The following is a 17,493-nucleotide window of genomic DNA, read 5'->3' as shown; positions in this document are numbered from 1 at the left end:
GGTCGCAACGTAGTGCGCTCCAGCGCACTACGTTCGCTGTCGCGAGCGACCTCTCGGCGCCGCTCGTAGAACTCCGCCAGCGAGGTGGGCCCGGTGTAGCCGGCCGGCGGGGACTGGTGGATCATGTAGCAGTTCCGGCTACGCATCCCGTTCGCGTACCGGCTCGTCACGATCTCTATGGCGCCGAGGTCGACCAGTTCGGTCAGATAACGATCGATGGAGTTCGGACGGGAGAACCCACTCCACTCGGCGAGCACGTCCCGAGTCGGCCACACCTCGGTGTCACCGCGCCGGGTGTTGATATGCATCGACAGATGCCAGTAGAGCGCCTTCGCGTGGTCAGTGATCCCGGACAGGGCGACCCAGTCGCCCAACTGCGTGTACGGGGCCCGTCGCCCGACCGCGATCTCGATCTGCTCGTCCAGGTCCGCCGACGTCTGGCCTGTCCCACGCAGGCTCACCGTTTGTCCTCTACGTTTGACGCGGAGTGACCGTATATGGCCGATATCGACAGGCTCGACGCCTGTGTGTGATCTCGGGTGTGTCTCGCCCTGGAGAACATGTGATCCCTATCGGATCGTGGGCGAGCACGCTGGTACAGGACAGCCGTGTCCCGTACCGTCGTACTCGCCGCTCAGCATCGGCACTTGCGTGACCCGGCCCGGGGAGTTCCTAGCTCCTCGGGCCAGATCTTTTTCAGGCGACCTATCGGTCGCTACGAGCGTGCACCCGATTCAGACAGGTGCGGCGCTACCTGGGCATCTCGGTGTGTCGCCGATCATGGCTTGGTCTGGCGGAGTAGAACTGCGGTGGCATCGTCGTGTCGCTTCCCGCGCCGTCCGGCTGCTTCCTCTGGTGTCTCCGAGCGCTCGGCAGCACGTGTTTTTTCGATGAGTAGGGACGGTCCTGCGGTATCCAAAAAATCGATTAGTTCCGACCAGGTCAGTAGCCCGAAACGGTCCACGAGTCGTGCCGCCCCGTCGGACAGCAATGCGGCGCGACAAACGGCTGCAGTCGGTGCTGATCCAGTAACCGCATGATAGGCGGCGTCGGGGTTGGTGCTGGCTACCCAGAAGCCGTCTGGGGTGTTGCGGGAATGTGCTACCGCTAGTGGGGAGTAATCAGGCAGGTGAGCTGTTCGGTCGTCCGTGATGGCCTGCACTGATCCCCCGAGATCGAGGATCAGGGGGGAGTCGGCCAAAACGAGATAGTCGAAACGTTTGTCGCGCCATCTAACAAGCACGGCGGTCGCGCTGGGACTACTGGGATTGGTCAGATCGCAGGTCTCGCTATGAGCCCGGCATGTCGCGCCGATCGCAGCGGCAAGCAGGGCGTCGAGTGGTTGGTCTGTTGTGATCAGGAGTTGAGCAAGTTGGACGCCGAGCTGGCGCACGAGCCACGCCACATCGTGGATGCATCCAGATGCGATGCCTGCCGGGGCGGTCGCGCCGTCCAACACGAGAGCCCAGGAGTCGCCCGCTAGGACAATGTCCTCGTTGATCCGTCCTGGCGTGGGCTCGGTTGTGTAGCTGATCTGCACGGATGCTCGCTGTTCAGTCGGGGATGGGAAAGCGGTAGGCGAACTCGGCCATGTCACCAGCAATCACTGCATGCATGACCTCGACAGGCTGGCCGTTGAGGTCATATGTCGTACGCATCAGCTCTACGACCGGGGTGCCCTCTGGCAGGCGAAGGGTGATTGTTTCAGGCCCTGTTGGCATGCGGGCCGCGAGCTCTTCGGCGATCTCGGCAAGGCGCACCCCAGCTTCTTCAATTCGGGCAAATCCTCCGCCTGGACCAGTATTTTCCTCCCGCAGCATGGGGACTATGTCGACTAGGGAGAGCTTGTAGTAGCTGTCGGCAAGTTGGTTGGGTCTGCTATCAATCAGAGTCAGCCGCCGCCGCACCCACACCGCCTCTCCTGGAGAGACACCGAGGCGTGCAGCTACCGCAGTTGAGGCAGGCACCTCACCCAACTCTCGGATGAGCTGCTGGACGTTACGTCCCTGCGCTTCTCCCTCTGCGATCAGAACAGCCTTGCCGCTGGCCCCGCCCCACCGGCTGCGGGAGTAGCGCTCGATGCCGTGACGTCGGGCCTTGGCCCGTTCGCGGACGAATGAACCAAGGCCCTGCTTTGTGATCACTAGTCCCTGCTGTCGCAGTAGGTCTAAGGCGTCTCGGACAGCAGCGAGGCTGCACATGTACTCCGAGGCGAGTGTGTCGAGCGTGGGGAGCCGGCTCCCGGCCGGATACGACCCAGCCTCGATACGGGCACGGATGTCGTCGGAGATGCGCACTTTCAACGGCCGGGCATCGGTGGGACCGGTGGGACTGCTCATGCTCGCCACCGTATCGACTCGTCTGAAGGTCTGCATACAGACCTCTTGTGTTCGCGAGTCGGCCGCCCTAGTGTGCCTATCGACCGGTCTGCATGCAGACCGACAGAGCGGCCCTGGCTGGAGATCCGACCCTCCGGCCAGGGCCTTGATCCCAGCCCCCTGCACCGAGGGAGTGAGACCCGTGTCTGATCCTGCCCGTAAACCCCAGGCCAGAGACCATCGCGTGACCTGCGGGTCCTGCCAGTTGCCTGGTGCTGCCCCCGCTACGGCGGAGGAGGCACGCGAGCTCGCCAGCGTGCACGACAACCTGTTGCACCGCGGCCGCCGGACCGCGACGCCGGTACGGAGCGCGCGATGACCGCCCCGAGCCGCCTGGTGTTGCCGGCCGACCCGGACGCTCCGCTTCCGCCGTTGTTCGCCCCGCTGATCGAGGTTGGTGGTGGCCGGTACACCGCCGGGATACACATCTCGGCCGAGGAGGCACGCGCTGTCGGGGATGCGCTCGCGGACATCCACCCGTCGGTGTCGATGCACGGCGTCGTGGAACTGCTGCCGGCGGGAGTCGCCGCCCAGCTCGCGGTCGCATACGACGCGATGGAGCAGATGGATGGTGCGGCATGACTGCCGTCTCGCCGATCACGTCCGCGATCGCTGAGCTGTTGACGCTGCCGGTGCGGGATCTGCCCGCGTTGCAGGCTCTCGTGCAGACGGAACGGCGCCCATGCTGGGACGCCGATCCGGAGCTGTTCTTCCCCGCGGGTGAGACCGGCTCGGCGGTGGAGGCGCAGGTCGCGGCGGCGCGGACGGTGTGCGGGTCCTGCCCGGTCCGGGCCGCCTGCCTGGCGGTGGCGCTGACTCCGGACGCGGCGGCTGACGCCGGTGCGGGGGACGACCCGGACCCTGCGCTGTACGCCCCGGCCGGGGTGTGGGCCGGACTGACCGCGGATGAGCGGCGGGCGGTGGCGTCGCACTGGTACGCCCTGCGCCGTCTGGCCGCGTCTGAGGACGTGCCTGTCGTTGCCGACGGCCCCGCCGATGTGTTGCTGGCGGTGGCGTGATGGCCGACGACCGACAGGGCGACAACGGTACGGCCACGGACGCGGATCCGGTCGCGCAGATCCGGGAGGTCCGCCGGCTGGTGGCCGAGCGCCAGGCGGCGGAGCTGCGGGAGCGCCGGGAGCGCGCGGGGGGCCGGCGATGAGCTCCTATCTGGATCCGGCCGGTGCGGTGTACGGCATCCCGACGTTCCCCTACCGGATGGCTCCGGACGGGTTGCACACCCGCCGGCAGCTCGCGGCGATGGGCCTGCGGCCGACCGCCGAGCCGGTGGCGCAGGTGATGTGGCGGGGCCGCCGCCGACGGCGCGGGCAGGCGGTGCGGACCGCGGCGCTGTATTGGATCGGCGCGACGCTGCTGCGCGACACCCCCTCGCCGGCGCGGCTGGTGCAGCTCGCCGACGCCCGTCAGGCCCGGCACCTGTGCTCGGCCTGCGGGCGGATGCTGCCCTACGTCATCCCCGCGCGTCTGGGTGTCTGCCTGGACTGCGATGACGCCTGGCTGGTGGCGGCATGAGCGGCCTGCCGGTGTGGGCGCCGTTCGTGTTGGCGGTGCTGGCCGCGAGCGGGGATCCGGTGGTGAGCCGGGACCAGGTCGACGAGGCCGCGGTGTACGGCCTGCCGACCTACCCCTACCGGATGGCGCCGGATACCCGTTCGGCCTGACGTCGATCCAGCAGTAGCCACCCGGTCGTTCCGCGCTGGCCAGCAGGCCCTCTCCTACCAGCCAGTTCCCCCTCCATACCCAGGGAGACGCCCCCATGGCGAACACCGCCACCGAACGCCCCCGCACCAAGACCCCGCCGGTTCCCCGCGAGGACCGTGCCGTCGTCACCAAGCCGCCCAGTGACGCGGTGAAGTACGTCTACGACAAGGCGGCGGTCAACGCGCTGCCGCCGCAGATCTGGCAGCTCGTCGACCGGCCGGCCTGGGAAGGGCAGCCGCTCGCCTGGCTCGCGTCCGCGTTGATCTACGCCGTCGCGTCCATCGCGTCCGGCGTGCTGTGGCTGTTCGCGATCGGCGTGTGGATGGTTCTGCACCTGGTCCTGTGGGTCAACGCCCACCCGCTGCGTACCGCCGTCGCCGCCGGCGTCGGGATCTACGCGTTCATCCGGTACCTCGGCTGAGCGGGGGAACCGACCATGACCCCGCTCGACCTTCTGGCCCTCCTGGGCTTCCTCGCCGTCCTCGCCCTGCTCCCCCGCTCGCGTCGCAAGGGAGGCCACCAGTGCGCACGCTGACGCACCTCGCCGTGGCGTTCGCCGTTGTCACCAGCCTCACGGTCATCGGGGTGGCGGTCCTCGGCCTGCTGCTCAACCCGCGCCGCAGGGGAGGACGGCGATGAAGCTGCCGGGGAGCCGGTGGGAGAAGCTGCCGGGGAGCCGGTGGGACTCTCGGACTGTCACGATCCTCGCCGGTACCTACGGTGTGGTGGCTGCCTCTGCCGCGCTTTCCTTCGAGTCGCTGCGTGGCCTGGGCAAGCTCGTGGGCTACTCCTCCAAGCTCGCCAACGGGCTGCCGATCAGCATCGACCTGTACGCCGCCGTTGTCAGCCTCATCTGGCTGGGCCCGGGGAACCGGTCAGACAAGATCCGTAAGTGGGCGAAGTACAACACGATCTTCTCCGCGGTGTTGTCGATCGTCTGCAACGCGCTCTACCACGCACTCCTCGCTGGCAAGTTCTCCGAGATCATCAGAAATGCCGCGGGAGAGATCATCGCTGTCAACGTCGACGCGAAGATCGTTGTCGGTGTTGGCGCGATGCCCCCGATCATCCTCGTCCTGGTCGTGCATCTCCTGAGCCTGCTCGCTGAGGACAAGCAGGTCACCTCCGGGGCCAGTACTCCCCGCCCGTCGCCGGCGCCCCGCGCGGCTGACGTACCTGTCACGGCCGTGGGGAGGCCTGTCCCCCCGACGGCGCCCGCGGTTCCCGCCGCGGAGATCCCGGCGCAGAAGCGGCCCGAGCTGCCCCCGTCCACCCCGAAGCCGGGTGGGTCGGTGGCGCCGCTCAAGCCGGTGTCTGACCGCAAGGCGAAGGCACTTGTCGAGTTCGCCCGGCTGGAGGCCGCCAACGTCGACATCTCCCGGCCCGGGTTCAACGACGAGATGGCCGGCCGGTACGGCGTCAGTCTCCGCTCCGTCGAGGGGTGGAAGAAGGAGTACAAGGCGCTGAAAGCCTCCCGGCTGGAGTCGTCGGGATGAGACGCCTCCTCATCCGCGCCGCTCTCGGCCTGGCCGCGGCCGCCGTCGGGGCGCTGACCACGGTCACCCCCGCCCACGCCACCCCGCCCGATGTTGCGCCCGTCCTTGCGTTCATGCGCGCCCAGGTCGGCAAGCCCTACATGTGGGCGGCGAACGGGCCCGACAGCTGGGACTGTTCCTCGCTTGTGCAGGCCGCCTACCGCACGATCGGGGTGACCCTGCCCCGGATCACCACCGAGCAGGTCGACGCTGGAACGCGGGTGGCCCTCGCGGACGTCCAGCCCGGGGATCTGCTGTTCACCGTCGGCCCGCCCCCGCAGCCCGGCCATGTCGGCATGTACGTCGGCGCCGGCCAGGTGATCGAGGCCAAAGGTGTCCGGTGGGGTGTTGTCGTCACCCCACTGACCGCCTGGACCGACGTGCTCGCGACGGTCCGCCCGGACCGGTCGTTCACGATCGCCGATCTGATCACCCGGGCGGCGGCGCGGGAAGGACTGCCGCGTGCTCTGCTCCACGCCCAGATCAATCAGGAGTCAGGGTTCAATCCCCGTGCCGGTTCTACGGCTGGCGCCCAGGGGATTGCCCAGTTCCTGCCGGGCACGTGGGCGAGCGTCGGGGTTGACGGCGACGGCGACGGAAAGAAAGACGTGTGGGATCCCGCCGACGCGATTCCCGCGATGGCCAAGCATATGGCCGCGCTTATCCGCGCGAACGACGGTGATGTAGGTCGTGCTCTGGCCGGTTACAATGCCGGGCAGGGCGCGGTCGAAAAATACGACGGGATTCCGCCGTACCGGGAAACGCAGAATTATGTGCGGAGCATTGAAGCCGCGTCTGGGGTTTCCGGGCGGATAGAGCTGCCCGATCCGGCGCCGCTACCCGAACGTGTCGTGCAGGCCGCTGCCCGTGAGGTGGTTCGTACGGTCACCCCACCGTCGCTGCCGGACTCTCCGCAGGATGCGGTGCACGACCTTGCGGTGGGCCTGCTCGCGGTGATCGCGGCGGCTGGTCTGCTGGCCCGGTTCGCCCCGCAGCTGCAAGCGCTGGTGCGCCGCGCTGCAACCCCGCCACGCCGTTCGGGGCAGGTGACGGCGGGCTATGCGGCACGTGCGGTGTCGGCTGCGGCGGTGCGCGGTGGGGTGCGGCGGGTGGAGGGGTTCCGTGCGGCGCGGCGCCCGAACCGGTTCCACCGCACGACTTTCCCGTCGCCGCAGGTCTCGCGTCGCCCCGAGGGGTGGGTTGCACCGTCGCGTCCGTTGCGGCGCCCGGCCCCCTCCCCTCCCCGGCGGGGGGCCGTGACCGGAGCACCGCAACCGCACCGCAACCACCGCAATGCGGCGCGGTTGCGGTGCTTGCGGTGGCCGTTCGCCACCGCCATGCGGTGGAGGAGCCGGGCCGCAACGCGGCGCATGCGACGGGTGCTCACCGCCGCAACGCGGTGGCTGCGGTGGCCGATCACCGCACACCTCGCCGCAGCTGCGGACCGAACGCCAGGCACCGCAAATCCGGCCCCGACCGCACCACCCACCGCACCGCAACCACCGCAACCGGCACCGCAAGCCGTCCCCGCACCCCGCACCCCCTCCGCTGCGGAGGTGCGGCTACCCACACCGCAACGCCCGCCGCACCCACTACCCGTTCCCGTCCCGCAGGGGAGAGGCCTCGTGATCCAGAACCGTGCGCCGATCGACATCAACCCGTTCGACTACCTCACCGACCCCGGCTTCGCCCGGCTCCTGCGCGTCTCCGATGCGTTGGAGCAGCTCAACTACTCCTCCGGCGAGACGATCGTCGCCCTGGTCGTCTACCTCGACCAGCTGACCACCGCCCTCGCCGAAGGCGGCGACCGGTCAGCCGACGAAATCGCAGCTCGCAAGTTCGACACGAACGTGGTCAAGGAGATGCGGGAAGCCGCCGCGAAGGTCGGCGAGGCCGCCGACCACTACCGGATGGCCGCCAAGCAGCTCATCGACAAGCACCCCGACCTGTTCGCTCTGCGTGTCTCCAAGGACGCCGGGCCGATCGGCTACGGCACCGCCGTATCCGCCTGACCGCCCCCTCCCCTACCGCAGCCCGCCGCGAGGAGCACCGCAATGTCACCGCAACCGCAACGCCGTAATGCGGAGCTGGTTCGCGCCGCAACCATCACCGCAACCGCAGACCGCAACCGGCGCCGCAACCGCCGCAGCCCCCTCACCGCACTCCCGTTTGCGGTGGCCGCCACCGCAGTTGCGGCGGGCACCGCACTCCACACCACACCCACCGCAGTTGCGGTGGCCGGTGTGGCGATCGCCGCAGTCTGCGGTGACGTTGCGGTGACCCGCCGGCCGCTGACACCGCAGGACCGGGGGAGTGCCCGCCTTGCGGTGCTCACCACCGCAGGGATCGTGCTGGCCGCAGCCACCGCACCGCTGTCGTTGCGGTTCGGGCTCGTCGTCACCGCCGTTGCGGTGGCCGCCTCCTGGCGGATCGGCCGGCACCCCACCACGCGCCGCCGCAAGCGCACTGGCGAGCTCGCCGAAGCCTGGCCGCAGGCCGCCGCAACCGTCGGCCATCCCGAGCTGACGTTGAACGGGCCGGTGATCGACCGGGGGGTGGAGGGCTACACCTACCGGGTCATGGTGCCCGCCGGGAAGACCATCGAGTTCCTTGACCGCCTGGCCGGCCCGCTTGCGTCCGCACTCGGCCTGCGCGCCGACCAGGTGCAGACCGAACTCGACCCCGACTGGAACCGGCTCGGTGCGGTCCATATCCGCGAAGCCGACCCGCGGGACAGCACTGGCGAGCTCGTCGACGTCACGGTGGACACGGTCGCCGATCCGATCCCGGTCGGCCCGTACGCCGACGGGAAACCGTTCAACCTGCACATGTTCATCGACGAGTTCGGCGCGATCAGCGGTATGGCCGCCGGCGACATGGGCTCCGGGAAAAGCTCCCTGGTTGTTCGGATCCTCAAGGTATGGCGGCGCACCCCGGACGTTGTTGTTCTTTTCGCTGACGGGGCGAACGGCCGCGACTTCGGGATCTGGAAGAACAGCTTCTTCCGGTACACCACCGAACCGCGTGAATTCCTCGCCTGGGTCAAAATCCTCGGCCAGTTCGCGGACAACCGGGAGCGGGAAATGGCCCGTCAGGGATGGCGGGTGTGGAAGCCGTCAGCTACCCATCCCGTGGTCGTCCTCAAGGTCGAGGAGATGTCCAAGTTCGGTAACAGCCCCTACGGGTCGGAGATCGCGCAAGGGCTCGGCCGGCTCGCGAGCCGCAGCCGCGCCATCGGCCTGATCATTTTCGGGTTGACGCAGTACCCGGTCGGGTTGAACGCGCTCGGCCCCGACGTGCGCCGCGGCATGGCGAACCGGGTGCAGTTCCGCGACGGGGAGAACGGGTCGATGATCCTGTCCGCCCTGCCGCCACGGCAGATCCGCGCGGCGGAGAACGGCACGTTCTACGCCGAGACCCGGGACGAGAACAGGCGGATGACCGCCCAGGTGTTCTGGACCCCCGACGACGAACGCCCCGCGATCATCACCGACTGGGAGAGCCGGGACTACACGGCGTTCGCCGTCGAATGGGCCGCCGCCGAGCGCCGCACCCCCCCGGCGGCTGCGGCGGGAAACACCCGCCGGCCCCAGCCGGACCCCGACAGCGGCGACGAGCAGCTGTTCGCCGGCGGCCCGGCCGCCGCCACGAACACGGTGGAGGGGCAGGTGCTGGCGGTCGTCCCCACCGAGTTCCCACCGATCCGCCCCTTGCCCGCCCGCGGCCCCGAGCTGACGTACGACGAAGCCGACCGGGAGTTCCGGGTGCTGCTGCGCGAGCACGGACAGGTGACCTCCCGCCACGTCGAGCAGGCCGTCGGCTGGCGCCGCGGCCGGGTCCGCCGGGAACTGATCGCCCCCGCGATCGACGCCGGCTGGCTCACCCCCACCACCGACACCCACGGTGACCGGATCTACACCCCGGTCCCCGAATGGCTGCGCGCCGAACGCGCCGCCCGCTGACCGCGACCAGCCCAACCCACCCCCGCAAGGAGTCCCGATGTTCGTCCTCATCGCCGCCCTGATGCTCGCCCTGATCGGCGGCGCCTTCGGCTTCGTCGTGCGGCTCACGCAGATCGACGCCGACACCATCGAGAAGATCAACGTCCGTGCGCGGGACCTCGACCAGCGCGACGCCAGCCGCACCGGCCGCCGCCACGAGGACGGCTCGTGACCGCCGTCGGGCTTCTCCTCGTCGCTGTTCTCGGCCTGCGCCTCCTGGCCTCCCTCGCCACCCTCTAACCGGAAGGACCCCCACAGCCGTGCCCACCACCCCTCCCGGCGGCGACCCGCGCATCCCCGGCTGGTCCCCACCACACCGCCAGACCATCCGGCGTTCCGACCGGGCGGGCCGGGCCTGGCAGGCCACCGCCACCCGCCTGTCCGACCTGGCGCGCCGCCCCGGCCGCGTCCGGATCGACCCCGACCCGGCCCGTGACCGGGCCACCCTCACCCTTCTCCTCACCGGTCTGGTCACCGCCGCCGCGATCTGGTGCGACGCCGGCGGCCCGCCCGGTGACGGCATCGCCTGGGCTGCCAGCACCCTGATCGGCGTGATCGCCGTGGCCGTCCCCGCAGCGGCCCTTGCCGCCGCGTGGCGGACCGCGCGCCGTCCACCCCAGCCCGGCCGGCGGATCCGGCCGGCCGCCGGCGCCGTCGCGCTCGCCGCCGGGATCCTCGGGCTGGCGCACCTGCTACACCGGCGGGCCGGCGGGCTGGCCGGGCAGGCCGCGACCGCGCTGCCGGTGCAGGCGCTGGGCCACAGCATCACCACGGCCCTGTTCGTCGGGCTCACCCTGGCCGGGGCGGCGGCGGTCATTACGATTCCCGCCCGGGACATCCCCGCGACGCTGGCGGGGCTGGCCCGCCGGCGGCGACCGGTCCGGCTCGTCGACGCCGACGAGCCGCTCCCCGACATGACGATCATCCAGCCGTTCGACGAGATGCTCGACGGCGACCCGGACGGCAACGCTTCCTACGGGTGGAACCCCGACCGGGAACCCGGCGACGACGAGCCGGTCGAGGACTACTACGCCGACCTGTCGGCGGACACCGTCCCCCTGCCTGCCCTTCGCACCATTCCCCCGCATGGCAACGACAGCGTCTACCCGCCGGCGCCCGTCGACCCTGACTGGATCAGCCTCAACACCGCCCCCGCCCACCCCGACGACCTGTTCGCCGGCGCCGGGGGCACGGGCGGCTACCAGCGGCCTCCCACCCGGCTCCTTCACCGCGGCGGCACCGGCGTGGACGCCGACCGGGTCGCCGCCGAGGTCGCGACACTCGTCCAGCAGATCGCCGGCGTGTTCGACCAGTTCAAGGTAGGAGCGCAGGTCACCGGGCACAGCCGCGGGCCGACCGTCACCCGCCTGGAGGTCACCCTCGGCCCGGCGGTGAAGGTCGAGCAGATCCTCCGACTCTCGAAGAACCTCGCCTACGCCGTCGGCACCCCTGACCTGCGGATCCTCAGCCCCATCCCCGGAAAAAGCGCGGTGGGGATCGAGATCCCGAACCCGCGCCGCGACCCGGTTCTCCTCGGCGACCTGATCCGTGACCCGGACATGCTCGCGAACCCGCATCCACTGCTCGTCGGCCTCGGCCGGGACATCGATGGCCTGGCAGTACCGGTGAACCTGGCGAAGATGCCGCACATCCTCATCGCCGGTGCGACCGGCGCGGGGAAGTCAACGTGCATCAACACCCTGATCATGTCCGTGCTGATGCGAGCCACCCCCGAGCAGGTCCGCATGATCCTCATCGACCCGAAGAGGGTCGAGCTCACCGCCTACCAGAACATTCCCCACCTGCTCACCCCGATCATCACCAGCCCGAAGAAGGCCGCGGACGCGTTGCAGTGGGTGGTCAAGGAGATGGAGAACCGCTACGAGGACCTGGCCGCCGCCGGGGTGCGCCACGTTGACGACTTCAACCGCAAGGTGCGGGCGGGGCAGATCGTGGCGCCGCCGGGTTCGGAGCGGGTGTACACGCCGTATCCGTACATTCTGACGATCGTGGACGAGCTGGCGGACCTGATGATGGTGGCGCCGCGTGACGTCGAGGACGCGATCTCGCGGATCACGGCGATGGCGCGGGCGGTGGGGATTCATCTGGTGCTGGCCACGCAGCGGCCGTCGGTGGACGTGGTGACCGGTTTGATCAAGGCGAATGTGCCGTCGCGGCTGGCGTTCGCAACGTCGTCGCTGGCGGACAGCCGAGTGATCCTTGACCAGGCCGGCGCGGAGAAGCTCGTCGGCCTGGGTGACGGGCTGTATCTCCCCATGGGTGCGTCCAGCACGCTGCGGATTCAAGGGGCGTTCGTGTCCGAGGAGGAGATCGAGCTGGTCGCGGACCATGTCCGCGCGCAGCCCGTCGACAGCACCAACCAGATCGTCGTCGACATCGACCAGGCAGGGCCGCCGCCTGCGGTCACCGCCCTCTCAACCGAGGACCCACAGCTGCTCCACGCGGCCCTTGAGCTGCTGGTGAGCACTCAGTTCGGGTCGACGTCGATGTTGCAGCGCAAGCTGCGGATCGGGTTCGCGAAGGCCGGCCGGCTGATGGACGAGATGGAAGCGCTGGGTGTGGTCGGCCCGGCGGACGGGTCGAAGGCCCGCGACGTGCTCGTCACCGCCGACGACCTTCCCGGCGTGCTCGCCCAGCTCACCCTCCAGTCGGCCTAACTGACCGACGGTCACTTCTCCGGCACGCGCCACTCGCGTACCGCTGACCGTCTACCGCGGACGGCAGACAGTCCACCGTCCGTATACCCGACCCTCCGGAGAGGACTGACCATGACCACCACGACCCACGAGACCGCCCGGTTGACCGCCGACGTCGTCGCCCTGTCCGAGCGGGCCGGCACGCTCCACGTGCTGGTGATCCGCCGCGGCTGGGCGCCCTACGAGGGGCTGTGGGCGCTGCCCGGCGGCCACGTCGACCCGGGCGAGGACGTCGAAACCGCGGCGCGACGCGAGCTGCTCGAGGAGACCGGCATCGTCGCCGACCACCTGGACCCGGTGGCGGTGTACAGCGCGCCCGGCCGGGACCCGCGCGGTCGCTACGTCACGTTCGCGTTCGCCGCGCGCCTGGCCGCGATGCCCACGCCCACCGCCGGCGACGACGCCACCGCGGCCCGCTGGGTGCCGGTCGACGACGTGCTCGCCGACGGGCTCGCGTTCGACCACGCCCAGATCCTGACCGACGCCCTGGCCGTCGTCTCCGTCGACGCCTGAGATCGCCCCCGCCGCGGCGCCCACGCCTGGACAGCTGCCGCCGCGGCGGGGCCACCCCTAATCCCCTCGAGGAACGGAGCACCCCTGATGATGCCCGCCCTGCACACCCTCGCGGTCCGGCTACGCGGACACGCCCTCCTGGTCGCGGTCCTCGCGGCCGCGGTCGCCGTGCTCGCCGACGAGGCCGCCCACGCCACCGCCGGTGGCGACCAGTGAGTGTGACAACGGCCGTTGCCGACCTGCTGACCGCCGCGCACGCCGAGCTGGCCGCCTGCGGCCTGCACCAGGGCGGTCACCTGCACGAGGCGACCGGCGCCGTGGACATCGCCGGTGCGCTGCGCCTGGCCGCCGACTGCCCTCCCAATGAGCTGCCGGGCAGCGCCTACATCCTCGGCGTGCTGCTGGCCGCCGAGGACGCCCTTGCCCTACACCTCGGCATTGACCCCACCGCCGCCGACGCCGGCGAGGCGGTAGCGGCCTGGTGCGACCAGCCCGGCCGCACCCTCGCTCAGGCCCTGGACCTGCTGGCCGTCACCGCCGGCGTAATCATGCCGGGACGGGCAGCATGATTACGCCGGCCGTGACCTTCGCCGCGCTACTGGCGGTAGCCCTGTGACCGCCCCCGCCGGCACGGTCGGCACCGTCTATTTGATCCATTTCGATCGGCCGTACCGCCATGCCGCCCACTACACAGGGTGGACCGTCGACCTGGATACCCGGCTTGCCGAGCACGCGGCCGGCCGTGGTGCCCGTCTGCTCGCTGTCGTGCAGGCCGCCGGGATCGGCTGGCGGCTGGCCCGGACCTGGCCAGGTACCCGCAGCCGGGAACGGCAGATCAAGAAGCAGGGCGGCGCGTCCCGGTTCTGCCCGCTCTGCGGCGTCCGCCCCCACGCCACCTGAACCCGTCCCGCAGCACACAGAGAGGAGCAGCGCCATCATGCACACCGCGCTGCTGAACACCCAGGCGGCCCGCGGACCAGCCGCCACCCTGGCCGAGCTGATCGAAGCGCTGCGGGTCGAGCAGGTCCGCGGCTGCCCCGAACACCGCCGCACCCCATCCGATAGCCCGGCGGTGTGTGCGGAACGCCGCCGGATCCTCGAGACCGCCCGCTGACCCCGTCCCCGGCGCGGCGCCATGCCGGCAAGCAACCGCCGCGCCGGGGCTCCCCTTCGACCCATCAGATCCCAGGGAGATCCCCATCATGACCACACCCAGCACCACCCTGCCGACTGTTGTCGGCCTGCTCCATGCCGCCCGCGCCGAGCTCGTCGAGCACGGCTGGTACCAGGGCGACCTGGTATCCGACACCGGCTGCCTGTGCCTGATCGGCGCGTTGCGTCGCGCCGCCGGATGCAGCCCGCTGGAAGAGCCTTCCGACCCGGCTCACCTGCACGTCCTGTGGGATGCGGAGCGGGAGTTGGCCCGCCCGCTCCAGCTCACCGGCGCGGTGACCAGCCTGTCCGGCCGGCTGGAACCGATCGAGGTGCTTGCGATCTGGAACGACCAGCCCGACCGTCACCTCGCCCACGTCATCGCCCACCTGGATACCGTCGCCGCCGACCTGACCACCGCAGGACGGGCCGCATGAGCGCCACCAATCCCGGTCCGCGGCCCGACGCCGACCAGCCGGCCGGGGACCGGTGGGCCTGGCCGTGGCGCAACGCCACCTGCACCGACTGCCTGCACCCTGCGGCCGCCCACCACGCCGACGGCTGCACCGCAGACAAGGGCACCTGCCCGTGCCGTGCGGGAAGTGCAGCGTGAGCGACCACAGCGCGATCGAATGGACGCAGGCGACGTGGAACCCGACGACCGGCTGCGACCGGATCTCGCACGGGTGCGACAGGTGCTACGCCCTGACATGGGCCGGGCGGCTGCGGCCGATGGGGTCGGCGAAGTACCAGACGGATGGTGACCCGCGCACGTCCGGGCCCGGGTTCGGGGTCGCCGTGCACCCGGACGTCCTGGACCTTCCGTGCCGCTGGCGGACACCACGGCTGGTGTTCGTGAACTCGATGAGCGACCTGTTCCACGCCCGGGTCCCCACCGAGTTCATCGCTCGGGTGTTCGCCGTGATGGCCGACACCCCGCAGCACACCTATCAGGTGCTCACCAAGCGGTCGCGGCGGCTGGCCCGGCTCGCTGGCGAGCTGCCCTGGCCGCCCAACGTGTGGATGGGTGTGTCGGTCGAGGACCAGGCCGCGGCCGAGGCCCGGGTGCCTGACCTGTGCCGGGTCCCGGCCGCGGTCCGCTGGGTGTCCGCCGAACCGCTGCTCGGCCCGGTGGACCTGACCCGCTGGTTGCTGCCCGCCGGCCGGCTGTGCGGCCCGGACCGGCTGACCCCTGCCGACCTGCGGGTGGTGCGGGAGTTCGCCGCTGAGGTGACCGGCTGGCGGGGCGTGGACTGGGTCGTCGCCGGCGGCGAGTCCGGCGCCGGCGACGACGTCCGGCCGATGCACCCGGCCTGGGTGCGTGGCCTGCGGGACCAGTGCCAGACCGCCGGTGTGCCGTTCTTTTTCAAACAGTGGGGCGAGTGGGTCCCCGAGGCGCAGAACCCCGCCGCCCTGTCCCGCCGCACCGCCGGGTTTGCCCGGTACGTCGAGGTGGACGGCCGTACCCGGCCGGCGCGATACGGCGCCCGGGGGCAGGCGGTGACCGTGCAGCGGGTCGGGAAGAAAGCCGCCGGCCGGCGGTTGGACGGCCGCACCTGGGACGAGATGCCGGCGGTGACCCAATGATCAACCGGTGTTCCGGGTGCGGTCGGGAGATGCCCGACCCAGGGATCTGCTGGCCGTGCTACGCCGCAGCTAATGACCGGGAGCTCGAGGAAGGAGATGCCTGGCGGGCACTCGGCCGGCGAGACACGGCGCCCGGGGCCAGGCGGTGACCGTGCAGCGGGTCTGTCTCGCACATATCGCACCAGTGCGAGGCAGACCGGTGCCCGCGCCGGCGATCCGCACCTACACCGCCTGCCCCGAAGGCATCGACATCTGACCTCTCGCACGGGTGCGAGGTCTCGCACCCGTGCTCTCCCACCCCAGAAAGGACTTCAGATGGCGAACAAGAGCGCGGACCGGCCACTCAAGACCGGTGACCGGGTCACCTACCACGGGTCCCGCGCCTACTTTCGTGGCCTGGAGCTCGAGGTCATGGAGGTACGCGCTGCCGGTCACGTAGACCTGGGCTGGTGCGGCGCCCGGCTGATCCGCAACGTCCGCCCGACGTCGGTGATCCGGATCGGGCGCCGGTCAGCGCGGTCATGATGCCGCCGCGCCGAGTTGCAGGCCGCCGTTGTGGAGCTCTACCCGCTCGACGCGCTGCGCTCCGCGCCCGCGCCACCTGGTAGCACTTCTCGCACTTCTCGCATCTATCGCACCTGCGGTCAGGTCCCCGCTGGGCTTGTGACCGCAGGTGCGCGTCTGTGTGTGCGACGTGTCGCACCTATCGCACCCGGGCTGCCAGGCGGTACCGTTCCTCCCATGACGATCACTGCGGTCGCCAACCAGAAGGGTGGCGTCGGGAAGACGGCGACAGCGGTCAATGTGGGCGGGGCGCTCGCCGCCGGCGGCGGGCGGGTGCTGCTGGTCGACCTCGATCCCCAAGGCCACCTGACCTCCGCGCTGCGGTTGCCGGCTGCCCAGGGCGCCACGCTCGCCGCGGCGTTGACCGGCTCCTGGACCGGCCGTCCCGGGCAGCTGGTGGTCACCCACTCCGAAACCGCCGCCGGGGGCCGGCTCGACGTGGTGCCGACCGCGTTGGAGATGTTCACCGTGGGCCGGGAGCTGGACCGGATGCGGGCCCGTGAGCAACGCCTCGCCCGCCTTCTTGCACCTCTCGCACCCGACTACGACCGGGTGTTGGTGGACTGCCCGCCGTCGTTGGACATCCTCACCGACAACGCGCTGACGGCCGCGAATGACCTGATCGTGCCTGTGCAGGCCGAGGATTCCTCCCTGCACGCCCTGCGGCTGCTGCTCGGCCAGGTCGCCGCCGTGGACGCCGACCTGCGCGATACCCCGCTGCGGCTGCTCGGTGTCGTGGTGTCCCTGCTGCGCCGCCCACCGTCCACGCTCGCCCGGACCGTCCTGGAACACCTGCAACACCAGCCGGACCTGCCGCTGCTGGCAACCGTCCCCTTGGGCGTCGTGGTCGCCGAGGCATGGCGGTCGGGGGTCACCGTCGCCGAGTACGCCCCCGGCTCGGAACACGCCGAGATCTACCGCCAGCTCGCCGTCACGATCACGAAGGACGCCGGATGACGACCCGCCGCAAGACACTGCCCCCGCCCACCGGCGACGACCTCACCGACCTGCTCCGGCGGCGGCGCGAACAAGACCAGACCCCCGCGCTCGCGCCGGCCGCGAGTCGCCCGGCGCGAGCGAGCACCGATATGGACCGACGGAGCTGGTACATGCGCAAGGACACCGCTGACGCTCTGGCCGCCGTCGTCGACGACATCCATTTCGCCACCCGGGCGTCCAAGCACGTCGTCCTGAGCGTGCTGATCGACATTGCGACCGAACGCCACGCCGAGGCCCTGGCCCGCGTCCAGGCCATCCAGGGCCAGTCAGACAGTAAGTAGCACATCTCGCACTCGTGCGAGGAAGGCGAGAGCCGAGGCGCCTA

General features: G+C 70.6%; 25 protein-coding genes. 22 read left to right on the top strand and 3 right to left on the bottom strand.

Going from position 1 to position 17,493, the window contains the following annotated elements:
- The 3 genes from CV1CTNOD_RS18865 to CV1CTNOD_RS18855 form a co-directional block, all read right to left on the bottom strand.
- The coding region (locus tag CV1CTNOD_RS18865; RefSeq protein ID WP_131787344.1) for a helix-turn-helix domain-containing protein at positions 1–461 on the bottom strand (461 nt) is incomplete at its 3' end.
- Positions 462–778: 317 nt separating this feature from the next.
- Positions 779–1,540: a protein phosphatase 2C domain-containing protein gene (locus CV1CTNOD_RS18860; RefSeq protein ID WP_131787343.1), complete on the bottom strand. Its 762-nt coding sequence runs from the start codon at positions 1,538–1,540 to the stop codon at positions 779–781.
- A 13-nt stretch (positions 1,541–1,553) separates the two neighbouring features.
- Entirely contained in the window at positions 1,554–2,339 is a 786-nt protein-coding gene (locus CV1CTNOD_RS18855; protein WP_207386551.1) for a GntR family transcriptional regulator, read from the bottom strand.
- A gap of 354 nt (positions 2,340–2,693) precedes the next feature.
- On the opposite strand from CV1CTNOD_RS18855, the gene CV1CTNOD_RS18850 reads away from it, so the two are divergent.
- The 22 genes from CV1CTNOD_RS18850 (at position 2,694) to CV1CTNOD_RS18770 (ending at position 17,449) form a co-directional block, all read left to right on the top strand.
- Entirely contained in the window at positions 2,694–2,960 is a 267-nt protein-coding gene (locus CV1CTNOD_RS18850; protein ID WP_131787342.1) for a hypothetical protein, read from the top strand.
- Positions 2,957–3,397 carry a WhiB family transcriptional regulator gene (locus tag CV1CTNOD_RS18845; RefSeq protein ID WP_131787341.1) on the top strand — a complete coding sequence of 147 codons (441 nt, stop codon included), beginning with the start codon at positions 2,957–2,959 and terminating at the stop codon, positions 3,395–3,397. The genes CV1CTNOD_RS18850 and CV1CTNOD_RS18845 overlap by 4 nt, the downstream gene beginning before the upstream one ends.
- Positions 3,397–3,540: a hypothetical protein gene (locus CV1CTNOD_RS25015; protein WP_165485624.1), complete on the top strand. Its 144-nt coding sequence runs from the start codon at positions 3,397–3,399 to the stop codon at positions 3,538–3,540. Before CV1CTNOD_RS18845 ends, CV1CTNOD_RS25015 begins: the two co-directional genes overlap by 1 nt.
- Positions 3,537–3,911: an RRQRL motif-containing zinc-binding protein gene (locus CV1CTNOD_RS18840; RefSeq protein WP_131787340.1), complete on the top strand. Its 375-nt coding sequence runs from the start codon at positions 3,537–3,539 to the stop codon at positions 3,909–3,911. The genes CV1CTNOD_RS25015 and CV1CTNOD_RS18840 overlap by 4 nt, the downstream gene beginning before the upstream one ends.
- Entirely contained in the window at positions 3,908–4,060 is a 153-nt protein-coding gene (locus CV1CTNOD_RS25010; protein ID WP_165485623.1) for a hypothetical protein, read from the top strand. The genes CV1CTNOD_RS18840 and CV1CTNOD_RS25010 overlap by 4 nt, the downstream gene beginning before the upstream one ends.
- Positions 4,061–4,155: 95 nt before the next feature.
- On the top strand, positions 4,156–4,521 hold the full coding sequence (locus CV1CTNOD_RS18835) for a hypothetical protein (RefSeq protein WP_131787339.1): 366 nt from the start codon (positions 4,156–4,158) through the stop codon (positions 4,519–4,521).
- Between the two features lie 214 nt (positions 4,522–4,735).
- Positions 4,736–5,596, top strand: coding sequence for a DUF2637 domain-containing protein (locus CV1CTNOD_RS18830; protein ID WP_131787338.1), 861 nt, complete (start codon positions 4,736–4,738; stop codon positions 5,594–5,596).
- The gene (locus CV1CTNOD_RS27450; RefSeq protein WP_347402960.1) at positions 5,593–7,647 is read left to right on the top strand and encodes an NlpC/P60 family protein; all 2,055 of its coding nucleotides are present in this window, start codon (positions 5,593–5,595) and stop codon (positions 7,645–7,647) included. The genes CV1CTNOD_RS18830 and CV1CTNOD_RS27450 overlap by 4 nt, the downstream gene beginning before the upstream one ends.
- Before the next feature lie 42 nt (positions 7,648–7,689).
- Positions 7,690–9,597 (top strand): hypothetical protein, encoded by a 1,908-nt coding sequence (locus CV1CTNOD_RS18820; protein ID WP_131787337.1) that lies wholly within the window; start codon positions 7,690–7,692, stop codon positions 9,595–9,597.
- A gap of 37 nt (positions 9,598–9,634) precedes the next feature.
- Entirely contained in the window at positions 9,635–9,808 is a 174-nt protein-coding gene (locus CV1CTNOD_RS25005) for a hypothetical protein (protein ID WP_165485622.1), read from the top strand.
- An 88-nt stretch (positions 9,809–9,896) separates the two neighbouring features.
- Positions 9,897–12,314 (top strand): DNA translocase FtsK, encoded by a 2,418-nt coding sequence (locus CV1CTNOD_RS18815; RefSeq protein WP_242606822.1) that lies wholly within the window; start codon positions 9,897–9,899, stop codon positions 12,312–12,314.
- A 111-nt stretch (positions 12,315–12,425) separates the two neighbouring features.
- Positions 12,426–12,866 (top strand): NUDIX domain-containing protein, encoded by a 441-nt coding sequence (locus tag CV1CTNOD_RS18810; protein ID WP_131787336.1) that lies wholly within the window; start codon positions 12,426–12,428, stop codon positions 12,864–12,866.
- 87 nt (positions 12,867–12,953) lie between these two features.
- Positions 12,954–13,082 (top strand): hypothetical protein, encoded by a 129-nt coding sequence (locus CV1CTNOD_RS27445; protein WP_278043938.1) that lies wholly within the window; start codon positions 12,954–12,956, stop codon positions 13,080–13,082.
- Positions 13,079–13,435 (top strand): DUF6197 family protein, encoded by a 357-nt coding sequence (locus CV1CTNOD_RS18805; protein WP_131787335.1) that lies wholly within the window; start codon positions 13,079–13,081, stop codon positions 13,433–13,435. Before CV1CTNOD_RS27445 ends, CV1CTNOD_RS18805 begins: the two co-directional genes overlap by 4 nt.
- Before the next feature lie 43 nt (positions 13,436–13,478).
- Positions 13,479–13,766: an endonuclease gene (locus CV1CTNOD_RS18800; protein WP_131787334.1), complete on the top strand. Its 288-nt coding sequence runs from the start codon at positions 13,479–13,481 to the stop codon at positions 13,764–13,766.
- A 37-nt stretch (positions 13,767–13,803) separates the two neighbouring features.
- Entirely contained in the window at positions 13,804–13,980 is a 177-nt protein-coding gene (locus tag CV1CTNOD_RS25000) for a hypothetical protein (protein ID WP_165485621.1), read from the top strand.
- An 88-nt stretch (positions 13,981–14,068) separates the two neighbouring features.
- Positions 14,069–14,455, top strand: a complete 387-nt coding sequence (locus CV1CTNOD_RS18795) for a DUF6197 family protein (RefSeq protein WP_131787333.1) — start codon at positions 14,069–14,071, stop codon at positions 14,453–14,455.
- On the top strand, positions 14,452–14,631 hold the full coding sequence (locus tag CV1CTNOD_RS18790) for a hypothetical protein (protein ID WP_131787332.1): 180 nt from the start codon (positions 14,452–14,454) through the stop codon (positions 14,629–14,631). The genes CV1CTNOD_RS18795 and CV1CTNOD_RS18790 overlap by 4 nt, the downstream gene beginning before the upstream one ends.
- Complete coding sequence (locus CV1CTNOD_RS18785) at positions 14,628–15,605, top strand: DUF5131 family protein (protein ID WP_131787331.1); 978 nt, start codon at positions 14,628–14,630, stop codon at positions 15,603–15,605. The genes CV1CTNOD_RS18790 and CV1CTNOD_RS18785 overlap by 4 nt, the downstream gene beginning before the upstream one ends.
- Before the next feature lie 315 nt (positions 15,606–15,920).
- On the top strand, positions 15,921–16,130 hold the full coding sequence (locus CV1CTNOD_RS18780; RefSeq protein WP_131787330.1) for a hypothetical protein: 210 nt from the start codon (positions 15,921–15,923) through the stop codon (positions 16,128–16,130).
- 216 nt (positions 16,131–16,346) lie between these two features.
- Positions 16,347–17,126, top strand: a complete 780-nt coding sequence (locus tag CV1CTNOD_RS18775) for a ParA family protein (protein WP_131787329.1) — start codon at positions 16,347–16,349, stop codon at positions 17,124–17,126.
- Positions 17,123–17,449, top strand: coding sequence for a hypothetical protein (locus CV1CTNOD_RS18770; RefSeq protein ID WP_131787328.1), 327 nt, complete (start codon positions 17,123–17,125; stop codon positions 17,447–17,449). The genes CV1CTNOD_RS18775 and CV1CTNOD_RS18770 overlap by 4 nt, the downstream gene beginning before the upstream one ends.
- Positions 17,450–17,493: the final 44 nt, after the last annotated feature.

The sequence above is a fragment of the Protofrankia symbiont of Coriaria ruscifolia genome (assembly GCF_900634745.1).
In the GTDB taxonomy this organism is placed as follows: domain Bacteria; phylum Actinomycetota; class Actinomycetes; order Frankiales; family Frankiaceae; genus Protofrankia; species Protofrankia californiensis.
The sequence above is the reverse complement of the archived record's forward strand: the minus strand, read 5'-3'. Positions and strand labels throughout refer to the sequence as shown.

Bases quoted from the DNA above. Each gene is read 5' to 3' on its own strand.
- CV1CTNOD_RS18855 (WP_207386551.1), bottom strand. From the start codon at position 2,339: ATGAGCAGTCCCACCGGTCCCACCGATGCCCGGCCGTTGAAAGTGCGC.
- CV1CTNOD_RS18850 (WP_131787342.1), top strand. From the start codon at position 2,694: ATGACCGCCCCGAGCCGCCTGGTGTTGCCGGCCGACCCGGACGCTCCG.
- CV1CTNOD_RS18845 (WP_131787341.1), top strand. From the start codon at position 2,957: ATGACTGCCGTCTCGCCGATCACGTCCGCGATCGCTGAGCTGTTGACG.
- CV1CTNOD_RS25015 (WP_165485624.1), top strand. From the start codon at position 3,397: ATGGCCGACGACCGACAGGGCGACAACGGTACGGCCACGGACGCGGAT.
- CV1CTNOD_RS18840 (WP_131787340.1), top strand. From the start codon at position 3,537: ATGAGCTCCTATCTGGATCCGGCCGGTGCGGTGTACGGCATCCCGACG.
- CV1CTNOD_RS25010 (WP_165485623.1), top strand. From the start codon at position 3,908: ATGAGCGGCCTGCCGGTGTGGGCGCCGTTCGTGTTGGCGGTGCTGGCC.
- CV1CTNOD_RS18835 (WP_131787339.1), top strand. From the start codon at position 4,156: ATGGCGAACACCGCCACCGAACGCCCCCGCACCAAGACCCCGCCGGTT.
- CV1CTNOD_RS18830 (WP_131787338.1), top strand. From the start codon at position 4,736: ATGAAGCTGCCGGGGAGCCGGTGGGAGAAGCTGCCGGGGAGCCGGTGG.
- CV1CTNOD_RS27450 (WP_347402960.1), top strand. From the start codon at position 5,593: ATGAGACGCCTCCTCATCCGCGCCGCTCTCGGCCTGGCCGCGGCCGCC.
- CV1CTNOD_RS18820 (WP_131787337.1), top strand. From the start codon at position 7,690: ATGTCACCGCAACCGCAACGCCGTAATGCGGAGCTGGTTCGCGCCGCA.
- CV1CTNOD_RS25005 (WP_165485622.1), top strand. From the start codon at position 9,635: ATGTTCGTCCTCATCGCCGCCCTGATGCTCGCCCTGATCGGCGGCGCC.
- CV1CTNOD_RS18810 (WP_131787336.1), top strand. From the start codon at position 12,426: ATGACCACCACGACCCACGAGACCGCCCGGTTGACCGCCGACGTCGTC.
- CV1CTNOD_RS27445 (WP_278043938.1), top strand. From the start codon at position 12,954: ATGATGCCCGCCCTGCACACCCTCGCGGTCCGGCTACGCGGACACGCC.
- CV1CTNOD_RS25000 (WP_165485621.1), top strand. From the start codon at position 13,804: ATGCACACCGCGCTGCTGAACACCCAGGCGGCCCGCGGACCAGCCGCC.
- CV1CTNOD_RS18795 (WP_131787333.1), top strand. From the start codon at position 14,069: ATGACCACACCCAGCACCACCCTGCCGACTGTTGTCGGCCTGCTCCAT.
- CV1CTNOD_RS18790 (WP_131787332.1), top strand. From the start codon at position 14,452: ATGAGCGCCACCAATCCCGGTCCGCGGCCCGACGCCGACCAGCCGGCC.
- CV1CTNOD_RS18780 (WP_131787330.1), top strand. From the start codon at position 15,921: ATGGCGAACAAGAGCGCGGACCGGCCACTCAAGACCGGTGACCGGGTC.
- CV1CTNOD_RS18775 (WP_131787329.1), top strand. From the start codon at position 16,347: ATGACGATCACTGCGGTCGCCAACCAGAAGGGTGGCGTCGGGAAGACG.
- CV1CTNOD_RS18770 (WP_131787328.1), top strand. From the start codon at position 17,123: ATGACGACCCGCCGCAAGACACTGCCCCCGCCCACCGGCGACGACCTC.